The 22149-nt window shown below is 63.9% G+C and carries 21 protein-coding genes; 9 read left to right on the top strand and 12 right to left on the bottom strand.

The features are described 5' to 3' along the window. The first annotated feature begins 36 nt into the window (after positions 1-36). Positions 37-978, top strand: a complete 942-nt coding sequence (locus tag FZZ93_RS05090) for a nucleoside hydrolase (RefSeq protein ID WP_149321240.1) — start codon at positions 37-39, stop codon at positions 976-978. 6 nt (positions 979-984) lie between these two features. On the opposite strand, the gene FZZ93_RS05085 is transcribed toward FZZ93_RS05090, so the two are convergent. Next, positions 985-1257 carry an acylphosphatase gene (locus FZZ93_RS05085; protein ID WP_149321239.1) on the bottom strand — a complete coding sequence of 91 codons (273 nt, stop codon included), beginning with the start codon at positions 1255-1257 and terminating at the stop codon, positions 985-987. Between the two features lie 157 nt (positions 1258-1414). Between FZZ93_RS05085 and FZZ93_RS05080 the strand changes: the two genes are divergently transcribed. Further along, positions 1415-2452, top strand: coding sequence for a Glu/Leu/Phe/Val family dehydrogenase (locus tag FZZ93_RS05080; RefSeq protein ID WP_149321238.1), 1038 nt, complete (start codon positions 1415-1417; stop codon positions 2450-2452). Between the two features lie 98 nt (positions 2453-2550). Here the strand turns inward: FZZ93_RS05080 and FZZ93_RS05075 are convergent, their stop codons facing one another. After that, positions 2551-3597 (bottom strand): YihY/virulence factor BrkB family protein, encoded by a 1047-nt coding sequence (locus FZZ93_RS05075; RefSeq protein WP_149321267.1) that lies wholly within the window; start codon positions 3595-3597, stop codon positions 2551-2553. A gap of 162 nt (positions 3598-3759) precedes the next feature. Here FZZ93_RS05075 and FZZ93_RS05070 point away from each other — a divergent pair, with 162 nt between their 5' ends. Next, positions 3760-4854, top strand: coding sequence for a bifunctional nicotinamide-nucleotide adenylyltransferase/Nudix hydroxylase (locus FZZ93_RS05070; protein ID WP_149321237.1), 1095 nt, complete (start codon positions 3760-3762; stop codon positions 4852-4854). Between the two features lie 66 nt (positions 4855-4920). Here the strand turns inward: FZZ93_RS05070 and FZZ93_RS05065 are convergent, their stop codons facing one another. The 6 genes from FZZ93_RS05065 to FZZ93_RS05040 form a co-directional block, all read right to left on the bottom strand. After that, entirely contained in the window at positions 4921-5838 is a 918-nt protein-coding gene (locus tag FZZ93_RS05065; protein ID WP_149321236.1) for a LysR substrate-binding domain-containing protein, read from the bottom strand. Positions 5839-5936: 98 nt separating this feature from the next. Continuing rightward, a complete protein-coding gene (gene cls, locus FZZ93_RS05060) occupies positions 5937-7355 on the bottom strand; it encodes a cardiolipin synthase (protein ID WP_149321235.1) in 1419 nt (472 codons plus the stop codon). Positions 7356-7487: 132 nt separating this feature from the next. After that, positions 7488-8993 (bottom strand): fumarate hydratase, encoded by a 1506-nt coding sequence (locus FZZ93_RS05055; RefSeq protein WP_149321234.1) that lies wholly within the window; start codon positions 8991-8993, stop codon positions 7488-7490. A gap of 145 nt (positions 8994-9138) precedes the next feature. Further along, on the bottom strand, positions 9139-11160 hold the full coding sequence (gene uvrB, locus FZZ93_RS05050) for an excinuclease ABC subunit UvrB (protein WP_149321233.1): 2022 nt from the start codon (positions 11158-11160) through the stop codon (positions 9139-9141). 28 nt (positions 11161-11188) lie between these two features. Then, a complete protein-coding gene (locus FZZ93_RS05045) occupies positions 11189-11593 on the bottom strand; it encodes an OsmC family protein (protein WP_149321232.1) in 405 nt (134 codons plus the stop codon). Next, positions 11594-11791 carry a copper-exporting P-type ATPase CopA gene (locus FZZ93_RS05040; protein ID WP_149321231.1) on the bottom strand — a complete coding sequence of 66 codons (198 nt, stop codon included), beginning with the start codon at positions 11789-11791 and terminating at the stop codon, positions 11594-11596. A gap of 144 nt (positions 11792-11935) precedes the next feature. On the opposite strand from FZZ93_RS05040, the gene ygfZ reads away from it, so the two are divergent. Further along, entirely contained in the window at positions 11936-12973 is a 1038-nt protein-coding gene (ygfZ, locus tag FZZ93_RS05035; RefSeq protein WP_149321230.1) for a CAF17-like 4Fe-4S cluster assembly/insertion protein YgfZ, read from the top strand. A 274-nt stretch (positions 12974-13247) separates the two neighbouring features. Here the strand turns inward: ygfZ and FZZ93_RS05030 are convergent, their stop codons facing one another. Continuing rightward, the gene (locus FZZ93_RS05030; protein ID WP_149321266.1) at positions 13248-14009 is read right to left on the bottom strand and encodes a TatD family hydrolase; all 762 of its coding nucleotides are present in this window, start codon (positions 14007-14009) and stop codon (positions 13248-13250) included. 6 nt (positions 14010-14015) lie between these two features. Then, the gene (locus FZZ93_RS05025) at positions 14016-14786 is read right to left on the bottom strand and encodes a 3-hydroxybutyrate dehydrogenase (protein WP_149321229.1); all 771 of its coding nucleotides are present in this window, start codon (positions 14784-14786) and stop codon (positions 14016-14018) included. A 200-nt stretch (positions 14787-14986) separates the two neighbouring features. Between FZZ93_RS05025 and FZZ93_RS05020 the strand changes: the two genes are divergently transcribed. The 3 genes from FZZ93_RS05020 (at position 14987) to FZZ93_RS05010 (ending at position 17239) form a co-directional block, all read left to right on the top strand. Continuing rightward, a complete protein-coding gene (locus tag FZZ93_RS05020) occupies positions 14987-15808 on the top strand; it encodes an inositol monophosphatase family protein (RefSeq protein ID WP_149321228.1) in 822 nt (273 codons plus the stop codon). Positions 15809-15936: 128 nt separating this feature from the next. Beyond that, positions 15937-16209, top strand: coding sequence for a GrxA family glutaredoxin (locus FZZ93_RS05015; protein ID WP_149321227.1), 273 nt, complete (start codon positions 15937-15939; stop codon positions 16207-16209). Positions 16210-16477: 268 nt separating this feature from the next. After that, positions 16478-17239 carry a VOC family protein gene (locus FZZ93_RS05010; protein ID WP_149321226.1) on the top strand — a complete coding sequence of 254 codons (762 nt, stop codon included), beginning with the start codon at positions 16478-16480 and terminating at the stop codon, positions 17237-17239. A gap of 162 nt (positions 17240-17401) precedes the next feature. On the opposite strand, the gene FZZ93_RS05005 is transcribed toward FZZ93_RS05010, so the two are convergent. Beyond that, the gene (locus tag FZZ93_RS05005) at positions 17402-18064 is read right to left on the bottom strand and encodes a CoA transferase subunit B (protein WP_149321225.1); all 663 of its coding nucleotides are present in this window, start codon (positions 18062-18064) and stop codon (positions 17402-17404) included. Positions 18065-18268: 204 nt separating this feature from the next. After that, positions 18269-18970: a CoA transferase subunit A gene (locus tag FZZ93_RS05000; protein WP_149321224.1), complete on the bottom strand. Its 702-nt coding sequence runs from the start codon at positions 18968-18970 to the stop codon at positions 18269-18271. A gap of 159 nt (positions 18971-19129) precedes the next feature. On the opposite strand from FZZ93_RS05000, the gene FZZ93_RS04995 reads away from it, so the two are divergent. After that, entirely contained in the window at positions 19130-20032 is a 903-nt protein-coding gene (locus FZZ93_RS04995) for a LysR family transcriptional regulator (RefSeq protein ID WP_149321223.1), read from the top strand. Between the two features lie 96 nt (positions 20033-20128). After that, positions 20129-22078 (top strand): acetoacetate--CoA ligase, encoded by a 1950-nt coding sequence (locus FZZ93_RS04990; RefSeq protein ID WP_149321222.1) that lies wholly within the window; start codon positions 20129-20131, stop codon positions 22076-22078. Positions 22079-22149 lie beyond the last annotated feature (71 nt).

Genomic DNA, 22149 nt, shown 5'->3' with positions numbered 1-22149 from the left:
TTTTGAAAGTCTCCTCAACCCGGACAAGGAACCACCATGACACATCCAATCATCTTCGATACCGATCCGGGCGTGGACGACGCCCAGGCGATCGCCATCGCCCTGGCGCACCCGGAGATCGAACTGCTGGGCATGACCACGACCTATGGCAACGTGGATGTCAGCACCGCGACCCACAACGCCCTGCTGCTGGCCGAACTGGCCGACAAGTCGATTCCCGTGGCCCAGGGGGCGGCGGCACCGCTGGTCAAGCCCCGCCACCCGGCGCCGGCCCACATCCACGGCGCCAACGGCCTCGGCGATATCGAGTTGCCGAGCCTGCAGGGGCAGGCCGAATCGCGCAGCGCCGCCCAGTTCATCGTCGACACCATCAACGCGCGCCCTGGCGAAGTCTCGCTGGTCGCTGTCGGCCCGCTCGGCAATCTGGCCGCCGCCCTGCAGCTCGACCCCACGCTGGTCGACAAGGTCAAGCAGGTGGTGGTGATGGGCGGTTCAATCCGCGAAGGCGGCAATGTCACGCCTGTGGCCGAAGCCAATATCTTCAACGACCCTCACGCCGCCGCCCGGGTACTGACCGCCGGCTGGCCGCTGGTCATGGTAGGCCTCGACGTGACTCACCGCTGCGTTCTCACGCCTTCGCACATGGCGCGCATCGAAGCCGGCCAAGGCAAGCTCGGCCAGGTGTTGGCCGGCAGCTATGCGTTTTATCGCGCCTTCTACCAGGAGATGCTGGGCATCGACGGCTGCTGCCCTCACGATAGCTGCGCCCTGGCCTGGCTGGTCAAGCCGGAGCTGTTCACCACTCATCGCGGCCATCTCAACGTGGCTACCGAGGGCGAGGCCGAGGGCCAGACCATCTTCGCACCGGAAAATCGCGGCTACATCGAACCACGCTGGTCACAGACTCCGCTGGCCGATGTCTGTCTCGGCGTCGATGGCGACGCCGTCGTCGAGTGGATCACCGCAACCCTCGCCTGATGGGCTTCAGCCGGTTGTGAAGGTATCCGGCTCATGCGCTTCCACGCCTTCCAGTTCGACATGGGTCACCCGGGCATCGGGTGGCCCCGTCCAGAGCCATTCGCCAAGCTCCCGCACCGCTTCAGCACGACCGCACATCAATACCTCGACACGCCCATCGGGAAGATTGCGCGCATGACCAGTCACCCCGGCCTGCAGCGCTTTCTCTTGGGTCGCGCGTCGATACCAGACACCCTGGACCTTGCCGGTCACCAAGGCCTTCACGCAATGCCTTTCCATGCCGTCTCCTCCCGCGTCGGATAACCCGCTACTGATTCGAGAGACTAGTCGTTAAGATGACACAAGGACATCGCCCGGCCAAAAGCCACCGCGATGTCGCGCTCGTCCTACCCGGACGACAGCCCACAACAAGCATCCTCAAAAGGGAGTCTTCATCATGACGGTCTTCTCTCACCCCGAATTCGACCACCACCAGCGTATCGTCTTCGGCGCCGATGCCTCGAGCGGTCTGCGCGCCATCATCGCTATCCACGACACCCAGCGAGGCCCTGCACTGGGCGGCCTGCGCATCTACCCCTACGCCAGCGACGACGAGGCACTGACCGATGTACTGCGCCTGTCACGCGGCATGACCTACAAGTCGGCACTGGCCAACTTGCCCCTGGGCGGTGGCAAGGCCGTGATCATCGCCGACCCACGTCACGACAAGCCCCCGGAATTGCTGCGCGCCATGGGCCGTCTGGTCAATTCGCTGAACGGCGACTACATCACCGCCGAGGATTCCGGCTCGAGCGAAGCCGATATGCGGGTGATTGCGGAGACCACCGAGCATGTCGGCGGCCTCGGCCACGATGGCATTTCCGGAGACCCTTCGCCCTTCACCGCCAAGGGCGTCTTTTGCGCCATGCATAGCGCCGTGCGTCACGGCCTGGGCCGCGATGATTTCGACGGGCTGCGCGTGGCCATTCAGGGTGTCGGTCATGTCGGCGCCCAACTGGCGCGACAGCTCCACGAGGCCGGGGCTCGCCTGGTCATGACCGATGTCGACCGAGACGCTCTGGGTCAACTCGCCGCGTCCCTCGAGGCGGACATCACCGCGCCCGAGGCCATCGCCGAAGCGGATGTCGACGTCTTCGCGCCCTGCGCCATGGGTGCCGCCCTTTCGGCCTCCGTGGTCGAGCGGCTCAAGGCTCGGGTGGTGTGCGGCGCGGCCAACAATCAGCTGGCGAGTCCGAACATCGCCGAGCTGCTGAAGGCTCGCGGCATTCTCTACACCCCGGATTATGTCGCCAATGCCGGCGGCGTGATCGAGATCGCCTGGCAGCGACGCCACGATTATCGACGGGACGCCGTCATGTCGCATATCGCCGGTATCGAGACCACCCTGGACGAGATATTCGAACGCGCCCGCCGGGAAGACAGCGATCCCAGCAGCGTCGCGGACGCTCTGGCCCGGGAGCGCTTCCGCGACTGAGGGAAATACCGTTTAAAAGCCTGCGCGTGCAAATCGCTGTGTTGCGCGGTGCTCGAAAGCTCGCCTAACCAACTCCGAGACGACCGACCGCCCGGGCATCAACCGGATTCTTCGGTCGTCGACTCGGGCGAGGCGTTGCCGTCGTCAGTGGCGTCAGGATTCGCCTCCTTCTTGCGGGCTCGCGGCCAGGCAGGCATCTTCAGACGCCTGCCTGACCGCTCTTGCGCCTCGTCGAGCAGTTCGCGCTTGACCAGCACGGCACTGTTGCGCGGCACCACTTCCTGCCCCTTGGCCACCAGATGACACTTGGTGAAGGCCGCGCCGAACAACAGAATCAGCGAGGAGTAATAGACCCACAGCAACACCACCACGACCGAGCCGGCGGCGCCGTAAGCGGAAGCCGTGGCCGTGTAGGCCAGATAGACGGAGATAGCCGTACGCCCCACGGCGAACAGCAAGGCAGTGACGACCGCGCCCACCAGCACATCGCGCCAGCGCAGCACCACATCGGGCAGGACCTTGAAGATGGTCGCGAACAGCGCCGAGACCAGGGCCAGCGACACCAGGAATTCCGCGCCATTGGTCAGAAAACCGACGAACGGCAGCAGCCCATCGGCGGCCTTGAGCATCGCCTTGACCATTACCCCGAGCGCCAACGACACCATCAGTATGAAGCCGATCGACAGCACCACGGTCAGCGACAGGGTCCGGTTCTTGATGAAGATCCACAGGCTGTTGCTGCTCGGGCGCGCGGTGACGCCCCATAGCGTATTCAACGAGAACTGCATCTGGCCGAACACCGTGGTCGCACCGACCACCAGGGCGCCCAGGCCGAGTAGGGTCGGCATCAGCCCGGATTCCTGGATACGCGACTGGGCCACGGCGTTCTGCACGAGTTCGGCGGCGCTCACTCCCATGGTGCCCTCGAGCTGGGCAACGATCTGCCCCTGGGCCGCCTCTTCGCCCAATACCAGACCGATCACGGTCACCGCGATGATGACCGTCGGCGCCAGCGAAAACAGCGTATAGAACGCCAGCGAACCGGCGTAGCTGAAGGCATTGCGCTCCAGCCAGAGCTTCACCGCCTCACGGACCACGGTCCACCAGAATTGGACGAAATCGCGAACCAGAGTCCAGACGGTCATCACGCTTTGCTTGATCACGGCAGTTCCTCACATTCCCTTGCTGACGTACCAGCATACCGAAGCCTGCCATCCAGGTGGAGGGGAAAGCACCCGCGGAGACAGGGAATTGCGTGCTACGAAGCGGGTCACCATAATGGGACTTTCCCTGCCCGGAGCGATGCCATGAGCGTGACGCCAGACGCCGAATACCCCGAGCACGATTTCGACTGTCTGGTCTTCATCGGCCGCTTTCAGCCCACGCATCTCGGCCATCTGGCAGTCATCCATCAGGCCCTCAAGCGTGCCCGCCAGGTCATCGTGCTGATCGGCTCCGCCTGGCAGGCCCGCTCGCTGCGCAACCCCTGGCGCTTCGACGAGCGCCGCCGCATGCTGCGCAGCGCCTTCGACGACGAGGACAACGAGCGCCTCGAGATCGTGCCGCTGCTCGATGCCCTCTACAACAACGATGTCTGGGTTCGTGACGTGCAGCGCAAGGTGCGCGACATCGCCTCTCCCAGCCATGCCCGACTGCCGCGCATCGGCCTGATCGGTGCCAGTCGCGGCCAATCGAGCTATTACCTATCGCTCTTTCCTCAATGGGAATCGGTCAGCGTGCCGATGGTCGAGGGCATCTCGGCCAGCCAGATCCGCGAGCGGCTGTTCCGCTCACCGGCGGCCGCCGCCGATTACGCCAGCGCCGGCGCTTCCCATGACCTGCCGCCAGGCGTGATCGACGAAATCAGGCAATTCCTCGAGACCGAGCCCTATCAGCAACTTGTCGAGGAGCAGGGCTTGCTGGATCAATATCGACGCGCCTGGGCACAAGCGCCCTATCCTCCCGTCTTCGTCACCGTCAGCGCGGTGGTGGTGCAGTCCGGCCACATCCTGCTGGTCAAGCGCACTGCGGCACCGGGCAAGGGGCTCCTTGCCCTGCCCGGGGGGTTCATCAATCCACAGGAGCGCCTGCTGGATGCCTGCCTGCGCGAACTCCGCGAACGGGTACGCCTCAAGGTGCCGGAACCCGTGCTCAAGGGCTCATTACGCGGCCAGCGGCTTTTCGACGAGCCGCATAGAAGCTGGCGTGGCCGAACCCTGGCCGAGGCTTTCTACTTCGCCCTGCGTCCGGACCAGCAACTACCCCGCCTGAAGCCGGTCAAGGGTGGCGACCACGCGCGCTGGGTCCCGCTCGCCGACCTCGAGCCGGATACCCTGTTCGAAGACCACTTCTTCATCATCCAGAACTTCCTGGGCCTGCCCGCCGACTTCAGCAGTCCCTGACGGGGACGGTCGAGTCCAGAGGACAGTCATTTCCTGTGTCGAGCACAGCAGGAAATCACGCCATTCTCATGCCTGAAGGAAATCCCTCGGCAGCTTCATCATCTGCCGCCAGAGTTTCTCCACGCCTGGCTTGTGCACCAGCGAGCAACGATACAGGCGGATCTCCAGCGGCACATCGTTCTGCTCGCCGCCCGCCCGCACCAGCCGGCCATCGTTGAGTTCCTGGCGGATGCAGAAATCCGGGATCCAGGCCATGCCGACGCCCTGCATGACCATGCCCTTGAGCCCTTCGGCCATGGCGGTCTCATAGACGGTCCGCAGGCGCATGCGCAGCGGGTCGTTCTTCAACAGCATGCGCACGCTGCGCCCCAGGAAGGCCCCCTGGGTATAGGAGAGATAGGGAATCGCCTCGCCGCTGTCCAGTGAGAAACGCGGCCGCCCCCGGGTATCCGGCAGACAGACCGGCAGCATCTTGACCTGGCCGATGGAAAAGGAGGGAAAGACTTCGGCATCGAGCTGCATGCTGGCATAGGGATCATAGTACGCCAGCATCAGGTCGCAGTTGCCTTCGCGCAACACATGAATGGCATCGCCCACGTTCATGGCCACCAGGCGGGTCGGCAATTCGCCGACACCCTTCTGCAGGCGGGAGATCCACTGCGGATAGAAGCTCAATGCCAGGGAATGCGCCGCCACGATGTCCAGGGCTTCGTTGGCGATGGAAAGCCCCCGCAAGTGGCCAAGGCTCTCGTTGAGCTGTTCGACCATGCTGCGCGCGGTCACCAGGAACAACTGCCCTTCCGGGGTGAGATCCACCGGCGTGGTGGAGCGATCGACCAGGGTGACGCCCACCGCCTGCTCCAGCGAACGGATGCGCCGGCTGAAGGCCGGTTGAGTGACGTGGCGCTGTCGCGCCGAAGCGGAGAAGCTGCGCGTGTTGGCCAGGGCAACGAAATCTTCCAGCCACTTGGTCTCGAGGTTCACCACGACTCCCGATCATTGATGCGTGGACGACTCTTCCGGAGTCGGTCGGTATCGGCGTGAGCGTAATTTACATCAGCCACTCGCCCATCCCAAGCGAATCACTGCACCGGAGAGAGCAGATAGGCGGCCCGGGACAACAACTTGCGCCACAGCGCCCGGGACTGGATCTCCTCGAGCGTGACTTCCCGGCAGACGGTGAAATCGTGCGCGAGCATCTCATGCACCTCGGCGGCGAAACACCGGTCCGGCACCACTGCCGTGATCTCGAAATTGAGCCGGAAGGAGCGATTGTCGAGGTTCACCGTGCCGACGCTGGCCGCCACGTCGTCGATCAGAATGACCTTCTGGTGCAGAAAACCCGGCTGGTAGCGATACACCCTCACGCCGGCGCGCAGCATATCGGGCAAGAAGGAAAAGGCCGAGAGGAAGACCAGCAGATGATCCGGGCGCTCCGGCATCATGATGCGCACGTCCACCCCGCGCATGGCAGCCAATCTCAGGGCATCCTGGACACTGTGGTCCGGCACGAAATAAGGGCTGGTCACCCACAGGCGCTCATGGGCGCTGTGGATGGCATGCTGCACCAGCAGGCTGGCGGTTTCCTGCGGATCCGCCGGCCCCGAGGGCACGATCACCACGTTCTGGCTTTCCTCGCAGGTGATCTGCGGCGTCCAAGTCAGGCTGGCCACCTCGCCCGTCGCCCAGTGCCAGTCCTCCCAGAAGGCTTCCTGAAGACCCAGCACACTGGGGCCCGCCAGGCGCAGATGGGTATCACGCCAATGGCCATGCTTGGGATTCTGGCCCAGATATTCGACACCGACATTGAACCCGCCGACCCAGCCTTCGCGACCATCGACCACCAGGATCTTGCGGTGATTGCGGAAGTTGAGCTGGAAGCGGTGTCTCACGCCGCGGGAGGAGTGAAAGGCGCTGACCGCTACCCCGGCCCCGCGCAGATCGCGCAGGTAACGCTCTGGCAGCTTGTGACAGCCGATCTCGTCGTAGAGGAAATAGACGCGTACGTCCCTTGCGACGGCATTCTTCAGGCGCTGTTTGAGCTCGAGGCCCAGGGCGTCATCGCGCACGATGAAGAACTGCACCAGAACATACTGCTCGGCACGGTCGATGCCCGCGAACAGACTGTCGAAGGTCGCTTCGCCATCCACCAGCAGCTCCGCGCGGTTGCCACTGGTCAGCGGCATCATCGCCAGCTTTTCCACGGCCAGCACATCGGCTTCCTTGGCGCCGGCCAGGTAGGGCTCGACCAGGTCGCGGTAGCGCGCCAGCACTCGACGCAGCACGGAATCGCGCTCGCCGCGCGCCGATACATAGCCATAGAATCTCGGCCTGCCGAACACCCAGTAGGCCGGCACCGCCAGATAAGGAACGGTCACCAGCGAGATGATCCAGGCGATGGCCCCCTGGGACGTACGGCTGGACATCAAGGCCTGTACCGCCGACAGAATGCCAAGCAAATGAAACGCTGGAATCAGTACGCCGAACAACCAGGAAGCCATGCTCACACCCTTTCCGTGGGATAAAGACGCGGGTCGTCGATGATCGACGAGCCATAGCATACGCGCAACGACGACGGCCCCGCCAGTCGACGGGGCCGTCATGTGCAGTAGTGGACACTGCTCTGTCACGAATCAGGCGCGCTCGGCGATGATCTCCTTCCACTTCGCCGGCCCGGTCTGATGTACCGAGGTGCCCGCGCTGTCCACCGCCACGGTCACCGGCATGTCCTCGACCTCGAACTCATAGATCGCTTCCATGCCCAGATCCTCGAAGCCGACCACTCGCGCCTGCTTGATTGCCTGAGCCACCAGGTAGGCGGAGCCGCCGACCGCCATCAGGTAAACGGCCTGATTATCGCGAATCGCCTCGATGGCCGCCTCGCCACGCTCGGCCTTGCCGACCATGCCCAGCAGGCCGGTCTGCTCCAGCATGGTCCGCGTGAATTTATCCATCCGGGTTGCGGTGGTGGGACCGGCCGGCCCCACCACCTCGTCGCCGACCGGATCCACCGGGCCCACGTAATAGATGAAGCGCCCCTTCAAGTCCACAGGCAGCGGCTCGCCCTTGCCGATCATGTCGACCATGCGCTTGTGGGCGGCGTCACGGCCGGTAAGCAGCTTGCCGTTGAGCAACAGGGTATCCCCGGGCTGCCAGGTGCGAATCTCCTCGGCGGTGATCGCATCGAGATCGACCCGCTTGACGTTGTCGCCGGCCTCGCGGGTGATCTCCGGCCAGTCCTCAAGCTTGGGCGCCGGCAGCGCGGCCGTGCCGGAACCGTCCAGGGTGAAGTGAGCGTGACGCGTCGCTGCGCAGTTGGGAATGATCGCCACCGGCTTGTTGGCGGCGTGGGTCGGATAGTCCTTGACCTTGATGTCGAGCACCGTGGTCAACCCGCCCAGGCCCTGGGCACCGATACCGGTCCGATTGACCTTGTCGTAGAGCTCCAGACGCAGCTCCTCGGCGCGATTCGAAGCCCCGCGAGCCTGGAGCTCCTGGATGTCGATGGGATCGAGCAACGACTCCTTGGCCAGCTCCATGGCTTTCTCGGCGGTACCACCGATGCCGATGCCGAGCATCCCCGGCGGGCACCAGCCGGCGCCCATCTTCGGCAATTGCTCGAGCACCCAGTCGACCACGTTATCGGAGGGATTGAGCATGGCGAACTTCGACTTGGCCTCGCTACCGCCGCCCTTGGCGGCCACATGCACCTCGACGGTGTCGCCGGGCACCAGCTTGTGGTGGATCACCGCCGGCGTGTTGTCGCGGGTGTTGGCCCGCTTGCCGTCCGGGTCGGCCAGCACCGAGGCGCGCAGCACGTTATCCGGCAGCAGATAGGCCCGACGCACACCCTCGTTGATCATGTCATCCAGGCTCATGTCCGTCTCGAAACGCACGTTCATGCCGACGTGCACGAAGACGGTGACGATACCGGTGTCCTGACAGATCGGGCGATGGCCGGTGGCGCACATCCGGGAATTGATCAGGATCTGGGCGATGGCGTCCCTGGCGGCGGGATTTTCCTCCCGCTCGTAGGCCTCCGCCATGGCATCGATGAAGTCCTTGGGATGATAGTAGGAGATATACTGCAGGGCGTCGGCGACACTCTGGATGAGGTCGTCCTGGCGAATCACGGTCATGAGCAGGTCGCTCCTTTGTGGGTCGACGCGCCCGCTTCTACACCGACCCGAGACGCCGGCGGCGGGCTTCAAGGAGCGGTCATCATACCGTAATCGCCTTCCTTCCGGCAGCTTGACACCACAGGAATCATCGCCCCTAGCCGGTTCAGCCTACCGCCAGCTGGCGTTCCTTGAGTTCATGCAGGCGATCCCGCAGTCGCGCGGCTTCCTCGAACTCGAGATTCTGCGCCGCCTCGACCATGGCATCCTCGAGCCGCGTAAGCTCCTTCTGTATCTCCGCCGGCGACAGGGAATCGGGATCGTAGATCACCGCGCCCTCGGCCACCTTGCGTTCGCTCTTGCGCCCCTTGCCCTTGCGTCCCGGTGTCTCGGCCGACTCGAGAATATCCGCCACCGAGCGGGACACGGTTTCGGGCGTGATGCCATGCTCCTCGTTGTGGGCGATCTGCTTGGCGCGTCGACGCTCGGTCTCGTCGATGGCACGGCGCATGGAATCGGTGACCCGATCGCCATAGAGCACTGCCTTGCCGTGAGCATTGCGCGCCGCCCGGCCAATGGTCTGAACCAGCGAGCGCTCGTTGCGCAGAAAACCTTCCTTGTCGGCATCGAGTATCGCCACCAGCGAAACCTCGGGAATGTCCAGGCCCTCGCGCAGCAGGTTGATGCCCACCAGAACATCGAACTTGCCGAGTCGAAGATCCCGGATGATCTCCACGCGCTCGACGGTATCGATGTCGGAGTGCAGGTATCGCACCCTGACGTCGTGCTCATCCAGGTACTCGGTCAGATCCTCTGCCATGCGCTTGGTCAGGGTGGTAACCAGCACGCGCTCGTCCACCGCGCTGCGTGCACGGACTTCCGACAACAAATCGTCTACCTGAGTGGAGGCCGGGCGCACCTCGATCTCGGGATCAAGCAGGCCAGTGGGACGCACCACCTGCTCCACCACCTGCCCGGCGTGCTCGGCTTCGTAGGGGCCGGGCGTCGCCGAGACAAACACCGCCTGGGGGCAGATGCGCTCCCATTCCTGGAACGTCATGGGGCGGTTGTCCAGTGCCGAGGGCAGCCGGAAGCCGTATTCCACCAGCGTCTCCTTGCGCGAACGGTCGCCCTTGTACATGCCCCCGACCTGGGGAACGCTGACGTGGGACTCGTCGATGAACAGCAGGGCATCCGCCGGCAGGTAGTCGAAGAAGGTGGGCGGCGGCTCGCCAGGCGCCCGCCCCGAGAGGTAGCGGGAGTAGTTCTCGATGCCATTGCAGTAGCCGAGTTCCAGCATCATCTCAATGTCGTAGAGCGAACGCTGCTCCAGCCGCTGCGCCTCGACCAGCTTGTCGTGCTGACGCATCCAGGCCAGCCGCTCGGCCAGCTCCTCCTTGATCGAGTCGATGGCGCCCATGATGGTTTCCCGCGGCGTCACATAGTGCGTCTTGGGATAGATGGTCATGCGCGGCACCTTGCCCCGTACCTCACCGGTCAGCGGATCAAACAGACTGATCTGGTCGATCTCGTCGTCGAACAGCTCGACGCGCACGGCCTCGTCCTCGGCGTCGGCCGGGAAGATATCGATGACATCGCCGCGCACCCGGTAGGTCCCGCGCTTGAAGTCCATATCGTTGCGGGTGTACTGCAACTCGGCCAGACGTCGCAGAAAAGCACGCTGGTCGATGAGCTCGCCACGATTGAAGTGCAGGCGCATTTTCAGGTAGAGATCCGGGTCGCCGAGGCCGTAGATCGCCGACACCGAGACCACGATCAGCGCATCGCGACGCTCGAGCAGTGCCTTGGTGGCGGAAAGCCGCATCTGCTCGATGTGGTCGTTGATCGAGGCATCCTTCTCGATAAAGGTATCCGAGGAAGGTACATAGGCCTCGGGCTGATAATAGTCGTAGTAGGAAACGAAGTACTCGATGGCGTTGTCGGGGAAAAACGACTTGAATTCGCCATAGAGCTGGGCAGCCAGGGTCTTGTTCGGCGCCATGACGATCGTCGGGCGCTGCAGCCGCTCGACGACATTGGCCATGGTGAAGGTCTTGCCCGAGCCGGTCACGCCCAGCAGCGTCTGGTGGGCCAGCCCGGCCTCGATGCCATTCACCAACCCCTCGATGGCCGCGGGCTGATCCCCGGCGGGCTTGAATTTCGATTCCAGACGAAACGGCTTGCTCATCGGTTCTCCCTACTGTCGAGGCATTCGACTATGTCGACCGCCGCGTGGTGATCTCGACCTCGGATGTCGTCATCAGGCGGTGAATGGGGCACTTGTCGCTGATCTCCTCGAGCCGCGCCCGCTGTGTCTCATCCAGGTCGCCATGAAAGCTCATGATCACCTCGAGGCGATAGACACCCCGGGCCTCGTCGCGTTCATCGCGGTTGACCGTCACCTCGACGCTCTCCAGGGGCCAGCCCTTGCGGCGCGCGTACATCCGGGCGGTGATCGCCTTGCAGGCGCCCAGCGAGAGATCGAAGTAGTCATGCGGGTCCGGCGCCAGACCATCGCCGCCATACGCTTCGGGCACATCGACGAGCAGATCCTCGAACTCATCGATGGTGGCCCGTTCGCGCAACCGGCCGTTGCGCTCGCTACGCAGCCGAATGCTCATTCAGGATACCTCGATGCCCAGGCCGAGCGACTGGACCGCCTTTATCAGTGCCTGGCGACGCACGTTACCATCCACATCGGCGCCATGGCGTCCCACCTCGACACTCTCGACACCATCCAGCATCATCAAGGCGGTGGTGATGCGATTGACCTGATCGGCGTTCTCGACGCCCTTGAACTGTAGAGACAATTGCGCCATGCAGGTAGCTCCATTCGGCAGCGAACATCAGCCCTCGAGTCTAGCACGACGCCCGCTCGGCTGGCCCGCGACACTTGCATTCCCGCCGCCTCGCCCGCATGTTGCTTCCACACTCCGCGCAAGGCAGATGACAAGGATCCCGACATGAACGACTGGATCGCGCGAATCGGCGGTCGCCTCGAAGACGGCGCGCGTGTCGTCTTCGACACTCCCGAACCCGCTCGCCGAGCCCTGGAGGGGCCGGTGATGTCCCCGCTCGTCCACCTCGGCATCCTCGATGTCGTGGGCGATGGTGCCGAACGTTTCCTCCAGGGCCAGACCAGCGCCCAGCTCTCGCTGGTCGACGGCGAGTTCGCACCACTGGGCTGCTTCTGCACGCCCAAGGGACGCGTTCTCGCCAACGTCCAGTTATGGCGCGTGGCGCCGAATCACTACCGCTTGCTGACACACCATGAGCTAGTCGCTTCCCTCGCCGAGCATCTGGCCAAGTTCGCGCCCTTCTATCGGGTCGAGCTGACGCCGCGCGACGATCTCGCCCTGATCGGCCTGTTCGGCCATGAGGCCCCCGCCGTGGTCGAGGCCCTGCTCGACGTCGAGCCCCCCGGCACCTGGCGGCAGGTCGAACGGGAAGCCCTCCAGGTCGTGGGGCATCCCGGCCCGGTAGCCCGGATGGTGGCCTGCCTGCCGGCAGCGGACGCCGAGGCCATGTGGTCACGCTTGGCCGCCCAGGTCACGCCGGTCGACAACGCCACATGGCGCCTGCACGACATCCAGGCCGGGCTGGTCTGGCTCGACGCCAGCCAGCGCGATAGCTACCTGCCGCAGATGATCAACTGGGAGGCATTGGGCGGCATCAGCTTCAAGAAGGGCTGCTACACCGGCCAGGAAGTCGTCGCCCGGGCGCACTTCCGTGGCCAGGTCAAGAAGCGCCTGATGCGCGCCCAGCTCGAGGGCGAGCAATTGCCCGAGCCGGGCAGCGCCATCCTCGACGCCGCCGACAAGCGCCTCGGTGAGGTGCTCAGCGCCGAATTGGACGCCTATGGGCAGGCCGAGATCCTGGCGGTGATGAGTACCCGGGAACCCAAGGAGCCATTGAGCGTGGCCGGGCAGCAGCTCAAGCTCCTCAAGCTCCCTTATCCTCTTGAGCGTCTGGATCCGGAGCAGTTGGCGGAGAAACACTAACAAATGCCTGCGCGTGTAAATCGCCAGTTTATAGTCGCCATCCTTGGCGACTACCCTACAGGCCCGTCAAAAAGACGGTTCAAATTCGCTCCTGGCGAATTTGTACGCGGTACGCGAAAGCTCGCCTAACCACATGTTATGTCTCGCTTTCTGTGTTCCGGGCGCCTTGCGTGACCCACAGGGATGTGGGAAATGCGATGGCCCGTAGGGAACGGGCCTAGCCTTTATACGCTCGTCGATTTGTTCAGTGCTTACCGATACGAAGTGGATATTCTTAGGTTGAACCGAATAGCCGGTTCGCCGTCGCCGAGCTGTCCGCCGCCACCCGGTCGAATGACTGGCCGCGCAGCTCGGCTACTACCCGACACACCTCCGCGACCCACGCCGGCTCGTTGCGCTCACCCTGGTGACCGGCAAGTGGCATGTCGGGGCTGTCGGTCTCCAGCACGTAGCCGTCATCGGGCAAGGCCATCACGGCACGCTGCAGTCGCTTGGCGCGCTCATGCGTCACGGCGCCTCCCAGGCCCACCACGAACCCCAGTCGACGAAAGGCTTCCGCCTGTTCGGGAGAACCGGCGAAGGCATGGATCAGACCGCCGGCCGGCGGCGCCAGTTGGCGCAGCCGCTTGGCCACCGGGTCATTGGCTCGAACGCAGTGCACGACCAGGGGCAGGTTGCGCCGTCGCGCCAGTCGTACCTGGGCATCGAACAACCGCCACTGCGCTTTCAGCGAATCGGCGAAGCGCGCATCGATGCCGCACTCGCCCAACGCGACGACGCCAGGACTGGCATCTAGCGCTTCCTCCAGTGCCTCAATGTCCTCGTCACCATGCCGGTCCAGAAAGCAGGGATGTAGCCCGAGGCATACCGCAATCCCCTCGCGCTCGCCCAGCGCCAGTACCTCGCCCCATCGCTCCCGGGTCGTGCCCGGCACCACGAAACGTTCGACACCCGCAGCCCGGGCCCGGGCCATCACCCGTTCCCGGTCGGCGGAGAAGTCGGGGAAATCCAGATGGCAATGCGCGTCGACCAGCATCGTCAACTATTGGGCCGTCCAGCCCAGGTCGATGTTCCAACTGGCGCCGGTGACGGCACCGGCAGCATCGGATGCCAGGTAGCCGACCAGCGATGCCACTTCGTCGGGGTCGATCAGCCGCTTCACGGCGGCGTTCTTGAGCATGATCTGCTCGATGACCTCTTGCTCGTCCATGCCGTGCATCCGAGCCTGATCGGCGATCTGATTATCGACCAGCGGCGTCTTGACGTAGGCCGGACACAAGGCATTCGCCGTGATGCCCTGATCGCCTCCCTCGAGTGCGGCCGTCTTGGTCAGGCCAATCATGCCGTGCTTGGCGCTGACATAGGCCGCCTTGCCGGGAGAGGCGACCTGGGCGTGCACCGAGGCGATGTTGACGATGCGCCCCCAGCCATTTTCGCGCATGGAGGGCCAGGCAGCCTGGGTCAGCAGGAAGGGAGCCGTCAGCATCAGGTCGATGATGTGGCGCCACTTTTCCTCGGGGAAGGTCTCGATCGGCGAAACATGCTGGATGCCGGCGTTGTTGACCAGAATATCGAGACGACCGAAGCGCTGGATAGCATCTTGTACCGCCGCCCGGCAGGCATCGCCATCGGTGAGGTCGGCTTGATGAAAGGCCGCACCGGCGCGTTCGGCGACCTCCTCACCGGCCGGATTGAAGTCCACGGCCAGGACCTGGTGTCCCTGCTCGCAAAAGTGGCGGACCACGGCCTCACCGATGCCACTGCTGGTGCCGGTGACCAGGGCGACACGGGGCGTAGAAGCATTGCCATTCATGAACGACTCCTCGGAGAGCTGTAGAAAACGGTTTCAAATAAACGGTTTCAAAACAAGCACGGCGGCATGGCCAGGAAACGTCAACAGCATAGGGCAAAGCCCATTGGCCTGCCTATCGCCCACGACCACGACATTCGACAAGCGGATAGTGATGCAGGACACTGCACAGACGAGATATCAACGCCGAGGAGCCTGCCACCATGACCCCCGAGCAACGACTGGACATCGCCGAGGACATCGCCCGGCAGGCCGGCCGCATGATCCGCGACGCGCGCATGGGCCAGGATTTCGGCCAGCGCTACAAGGACGGGCAGGAGTTGGTGACCGACGCCGATGTCGAGGTGGATACCTACATCAGCGAACGGCTGCAGACCGACTTCCCCGACGAACAGCGTCTCAGCGAGGAATTGGCACCAGACCGCGAAGCCCTGGAAACCCCCAAGGCGCTATGGATCATAGATCCCATCGACGGCACCGTGAATTTCGCACATGGGCTGCGCCATGTAGCGGTCTCCATCGGCTGGGCGAGCGAGGGACGTTTGCGCCTCGGCGTGGTGCACGCCCCCTTCCTCGACGAGACTTACACGGCACTCGAAGGTCATGGCGCCTGGCGCAATGGCGAACCGATCCAGGCCAGCCCGGCGCCGCAACTCGAGCGCGCCCTGGTGGGTACCGGTTTCCCCTACCGGCGTGACAGCCGCCCGCCACTGATGCGCCGGCTGATGGCCATCCTGACCCATTGCCAGGATATTCGTCGCAATGGCTCGGCTGCCCTCGACCTCTGCGACGTCGCCTGCGGTCGATTGGACGCCTACTACGAAAGCGTCTCGCCCTGGGACTTCGCCGCCGGACTGCTGATCGCCCGGGAAGCCGGTGCCCGCACCAGCCACCTCTACCCCGGTCCGGGCGGTATCCCCGAGGACCTTTACGGCGAGAACCTGCTGGTCAGCAGTCCCGGCCTGCATGACGAACTGGGAGACCTGCTGCGCCGCGCCGACGCCAGTGAAATCTCGTCCTGGTAACCCTCTGATAGGCTGGCGCAATGATGGCCTTTCGGTGGTACCTATTGGCCAAACGCCGGCCGCTCGGTCACAATACCGCACGATTTCCCCTATCCATTCATGCATCCCGCAATGCAAGGAGACTGCTGATGTTCGTCGTCATCTTCGGCCGCCCCGCCTGCCCGTTCTGCGTTCGCGCCAAGGACCTCGCCGAGAAGCTGGAAACCGCTGGCGCCATCGAAGGCTTCCGTTACGTGGACATCCACGAGGAAGGCATTACCAAGGCCGACATGGAGAAGACTATCGGCAAGCCGGTGGAAACCGTGCCGCAGATCTTCGCCGGCCAGACCCACATCGGTGGTTTCACTGAATTCGACCAGTACGTTACCGAGCAAGGGCTGTTGGCCGCCACTGCCCAGTGAGCGGCTAATTCAGTACGTCTCTAATGCTCCATCCGAAAACCGCCGACAGGCGGTTTTTTTCGTTGCCTCCCTTGCCGAATCCTGCTCCGAATGACCCGCTTCCACCCTCGTTGAATCCGCCCACACTCAGGCCGTTTACACTCTTCATTTTATACTCTTCATGATCGAGCATGAGAAAGCGCCGCGGTGTTGTGCGGGCATTCAGCAGCGGATTGCGGCGCTTTCGAGATGGCACAGGACGTCGTCGGATCGACAGAAAGGATCAAGGATGCAACGGGAAGCGTTTATCCAGCAGCTATGGTTGGATTATATCCATCATCAACCGGATATCGGCAGGCTGCGTCTCTGGCCGGTGACAGCGAGAGCGGAGTATCTGACATTGCTCACGCTCAATCATGGCCCCTGGGCGATGGATGCGCTGTTGCCGCTTCTTGCGGGATGCGGCTATCAGCCTCGCCATCGTTATGCCATGGCAGATCGCGGCCTGCTGGTCACCCTGCTGGCCGCGGCCGACCATGATGCCCCCTGGCTGGTGCTCGCCGAGTTGCAACTCGGCACCCTGCAGCGCCAGCCCCGAGACTGTTTGCGCCGGCTTGTCGATAGCGCCGACACCAGCCCTGCCTCGCTGCCTTGCGGGGGCCGTCCCTGGCCCATGCCGAGCTGGGATGAGTACCGAACCCTGGCGGAAGCGCATCCCCTGGCAGGCTGGCTGGCAGTGATGGGCACGCGTGTCCATCACTCGGGATTCGACTGCGGCCATCTCGGCAACGACATAGCCCACCTCGACGGACAATTGCATCAGGCCGGCTTCCCCAGCGACAGCGATCGCCACCGCGGCATCTTTCCTATCTCGCCATTGCTCGATTATCGCTTCTACGCCACCCATTCACAGCGCCTGCCCTTCGCCAACGGCGACCTGCATCGCGTTCCCCTCGGCGGCCTGGCACTGGTCCAGAAACAGGTCAGCGCCAATCAGGAACGCAGCGTCGAGCTGCTGCTTCCCCACCATACCCGCTGTGAGCTGGGTTGAGGGGCCTGGCTCACCGCTTCTCGTTGCAATGCGTCATGGCCATCCACAGTTTCTGTGGATAACACTGTGAATCGGCCCGGTAGAACCGCACGCAAGCGGCAAGCCAACGCCCCCTGACACGAAATGGTCAGATTTTCGACAGACGAGTCGTAACAAGCCTGCTCAGTCGTCGAAGGTCATCTCCGGCACGTGTTCGGGCACGACCAGGCGACCGGCCGTCTTTGCCTTGATCTCCTCGACGCTGACCCCGGGGGCACGCTCCTTGAGTACGAAGGCGCCATCCTCGATCTCCAGGTACGCCAGGTCGGTGAGCACGCGATTGATGCAGCCGGCACCGGTCAGCGGCAGGTTGCACTGTTCAAGCAGCTTCGATTCACCATGCTTGGACGCATGGGTCATGGTGCAGATGATGTTCTCGGCCCCGGCCACCAGGTCCATGGCCCCGCCCATGCCCTTGATCAGCTTGCCGGGAATCATCCAGGAGGCGATGTTGCCGTGCTGGTCGACCTCGAAGGCGCCAAGCACGGTGAGATCGACGTGGCCGCCGCGAATCATCGCGAAGGACTCCGCCGAGGAGAAGATCGCCGCGCCGGGTCGAGCCGTGACGGTCTGCTTGCCGGCATTGATCATGTCCGGGTCGAGCTCGTCCTCGGTGGGGAAGCGCCCCATGCCGAGCAGACCGTTCTCGGACTGCAGCATCACATCGATATCGTCGGGGACATAGTTGGCCACCAGGGTCGGAATGCCGATGCCCAGGTTGACGTAGAAACCATCCTCGAGTTCGCGCGCCACGCGCATTGCCATCTGTTCGCGAGTCAGTGCCATCTTGATGCCTCTTGTATCTTGTGAGGGATAAACGCCGGCGAGCCATGTCGGGCCAATGCCGGGGGCAGATCTACGAGGAGGCGCTATGAACCCCTCCCTGGGCGCTACCGACGCCATCCATGGCGTCGGACCTCCTCTACGATCTGCCCCCGGCGCCCTCTCGCGCCACGCAACGGCGGATGTCCGGGAGACGGAGAAAACCGCTCAGCTTTCGTGCACGGTGCGCTTCTCGATGCGCTTCTCGAAGGTGCCCTGAATGATCCGGTCGACATAGATCCCCGGCGTATGAATCTGATCGGGACGCAGCTCGCCGGGCTCGACGATTTCTTCCACCTCGACCACGGTGACACGACCGGCAGTGGCGGCCAGCGGGTTGAAGTTCTGGGCGGTGTCGCGGTAGACGACATTGCCGTATCGGTCGGCCTTCCAGCCCTTGACGATGGCGAAGTCGCCGACCACGGATTCCTCGAGAATATAGGAGCGCCCGTTGAACTCGCGGACCTCCTTGCCCTCGCCGATGGGCGTGCCATAGCCGGTGGCGGTGTAGAAGGCGGGAATCCCCGCCCCCCCGGCACGCATCTTCTCGGCCAGGGTCCCCTGGGGCGTGAGCACCACCTCGATCTCACCTTCCAGCATCTGCTGTTCGAAGAGCGCGTTCTCGCCCACGTAGGACGCATGGATGGCACGGATCTGACGATCCTCGAGCAAGACACCGAGACCGAAGCCGTCGACGCCGCAGTTGTTGGAATAGACGGTCAGGTCGTTGACCCCGCGCCGCTTGATCTCGCCGATCAGGTTCTCCGGGATACCGCACAGCCCGAAGCCGCCGGCAATGATCGTCATGCCGCTCTCGAGGCCGGCCATCGCCGCCTCATAGGAATCCACACGCTTGTCGAATCCGGCCATACTGGTGCCTCAATGATTGCCAGGAAATTATTGTCGGCGCTCCACCATCACGGGAGCTTGTCCTGCAGTGTCATGGCCCGACCATCTATTTGTTAAGTTTGTTTTTCTTATCGTTTTTTTGTAAAAACAAATAAATATAGTCGCCATGAGACGCCCAGCATGACCGTCAAACAGCTTCGGGCCTTTCTCGCCGTTGCCCAGACCCTCAGCTTCACCCAGGCCTGCGAACGGCTGCACCTCTCTCAGCCGGCGCTCAGCCTGACTATCAAGGGGCTCGAGGAAACCCTCGGCGGACGCTTGCTCAATCGCAGTACGCGCAGCGTTCGCCTGACCCCGGAAGGCGAGTCCCTGCTGCCGCTGGCCAAGCGCCTGCTGGCCGACTGGGACAACACCGAGGAGATGCTGCGTCAGCGTTTCACGCTGCAACTCGGCAGCGTTGCCGTGGCCGCCATGCCCTCCTTCGCCGGAAACCAGCTTCCCTCCCTGCTGGCCAGTTTTCGGCGACGCCATCCCGGCATCAATGTCACCGTGCACGATGTCATCAACGAGGAGGTCATCGACATGGTGCGCCAGGGGCGCGTCGAACTGGGCATCGCCTTCGAGCCCGACGCCAGCGAAACGCTGCAGGTCGACCCACTGTTCATGGACCGCTTCGTCGCCGTGGTGCCCGCCGATTCCGAGCTCGCCGACTGCCAGGATATCGACTGGCCTAGGCTGTTGACGCAGGATTTCATCACCCTGCAACGTCCCTCCACGGTGCGGCGCATGCTCGAGCGGCGCCTCGGCGATGCCGGCATCCCGCTGGCAGTGGCCTTCGAAAGCCATCAGTTGACCACGGTGGGACGCATGGTCGCCGACGGTCTGGGCGTGAGCGCCGTGCCGTCACTGTGCATCGAGCAGATGCACGAACTCGGCGCACGCTGCCTGCTGCTGCACTCGCCGATCATCGAACGCGCGGTCGGCGTACTCTCGCCCGGAACCGGCGAACTCTCGATGGCCGCCCAGGCCCTGCGTGACGTGCTATGCGATGGCGTTGCGCCACCGACATTGCCCAGCGTGTGATGAATGGCGCGCGATCGATTTGTTCGGGCTGCTAGGCTGTAAAAGGACGTCCGCCGCCCGCAATACCCCCGACCGAGACCCGATGAGAGGAACGACATGACCGCTCCACTCTGGCAACCTTCCCCCGAGACCATGACCGCCACGCAGATGGCATCGCTGATGCGTCGCATCGAGGCCGAACATGGCGCACAGCTGCATGATTACGCTGACCTGCATGCCTGGAGCGTCGACAATGCCGAGCGTTTCTGGTCTCTGCTCTGGGACGACTTCGAGATCGTCGCCGAACAGCGCGGCGAGCCGGTGCTCGAAGCGCCCGACGCCATGCCGGGAGCGCGTTGGTTCCCCGAGGCTCGGCTCAACTTTGCCACCAACCTGCTGCGTCGCCGCGACACGGCACCGGCCTTGATCGCCCACGACGAACGCGGGCGCCGGCGCGAGCTCAGCCACGCCGAGCTGTATCGATGCGTCGCCAGGCTGGCCCGGGCACTACGCGACGATGGCGTCGAAGCGGGCGACCGGGTCGCCGGCTTCGTTCCCAACAGCGAGCATGCGGTGATCGCCATGCTGGCGACGGCGAGTCTCGGCGCCGTCTGGTCCTCCTGCTCACCGGACTTCGGCTTCCAGGGTGTCCTCGACCGCTTCGGCCAGATCACGCCCAAGGTGCTGATCGCCGCCGACGGCTACACCTGGAACGGCAAGCCCATCGACACTCGCTCCCGGCTGGCCGAAATCGCCCGCGCTCTCGATGGGCTCGAGAGCCTGGTGGTGCTCCCCTTCCTCGACGACGCGCCGTCACTGGACGAGATTCCCGGTGCAGTGGCCTGGGACGACTACCTCGACAACCCGGCCGAGGACATCGACTTCCGCCCCCAGCCTTTCGACCATCCGCTCTACATCCTCTATTCATCGGGCACCACCGGCACGCCCAAGTGCATCGTCCACAGTGCCGGCGGCACCCTGCTCCAGCACCTCAAGGAGCAGCGTCTGCACACCGACCTCTCCGCCGCGGACACCCTCTTCTACTACACCACCTGCGGCTGGATGATGTGGAACTGGCTGGTTACCGGCCTGGCCAGCGGCGCGACCCTGGTGCTGTTCGACGGCGCCGCCTTCGCCCCTGACTCCAGCGTGCTCTGGCGCATCGCCGAACGCGAGGGCATCACGGTGTTCGGCACCAGCGCCCGCTACCTGGCCGCCTGCGAGAAGGAGGGGCTCGTCCCCGGACGAGATCACGACCTGACGGCACTGCGTGCCGTCCTCTCCACCGGCTCGGCGCTGTCCCATGAATCCTTCGACTATGTCTACCGCGACATCAAGGACGACCTGCTGCTGGCTTCCATTTCCGGAGGCACCGATATCGTCTCCTGTTTCGCCCTGGGGTGCCCGATCCGCCCCGTCTATCGCGGCCAGTTGCAGTGCCGCGGTCTGGGCATGTCCGTGGACGTCTTCGACGACGATGGCCGGCCGCTGCGCGGCGAGAAGGGCGAGCTCGTCTGCACCCGTCCCTTTCCCTCGATGCCGATCGGCTTCTGGAACGATCCCGACGGCGAACGCTATCACGATGCCTACTTCGCCACCTTCCCCGGCATCTGGGCCCATGGCGATTATGCCGAGATCACCCCCGAAGATGGCCTGATCATCCACGGCCGCTCCGATGCCGTCCTCAACCCCGGTGGGGTCAGGATCGGTACCGCCGAGATCTATCGCCAGGTCGAGAAGGTCGAAGGCGTTCTGGAGTCGCTGTGTATCGGTCAGGAATGGGGCGACGATGTTCGCGTGATCCTGTTCGTCCGCCTGAAGGATGGCCTCGTTCTCGGCGACGCCCTGCGCGACGAGATCAAGGCCACCATTCGCGCCAATACCACCCCGCGCCATGTGCCGGCCCGCATCCTCCAGGTCGACGACCTACCGCGCACCCTGTCGGGCAAGCTCGTCGAGCTGGCGGTGCGCAACGTGGTGCATGGCCAGCCGGTGAAGAATCGCGAAGCCCTGGCCAACCCCGAGTCGCTGTCGCTGTTCGAGGACCTGCCCGAATTGCGTGACTGATCCCAGACTCCCCCCTCAGAGAGTATCGTCTGGAGAATGTCGTCTGGCGAGCGGGTACATTCTCCATTAGC

Source organism: Halomonas eurihalina (assembly GCF_008274785.1).
Classification (GTDB): domain Bacteria; phylum Pseudomonadota; class Gammaproteobacteria; order Pseudomonadales; family Halomonadaceae; genus Halomonas; species Halomonas eurihalina.
The sequence above is the reverse complement of the archived record's forward strand: the minus strand, read 5'-3'. Positions and strand labels throughout refer to the sequence as shown.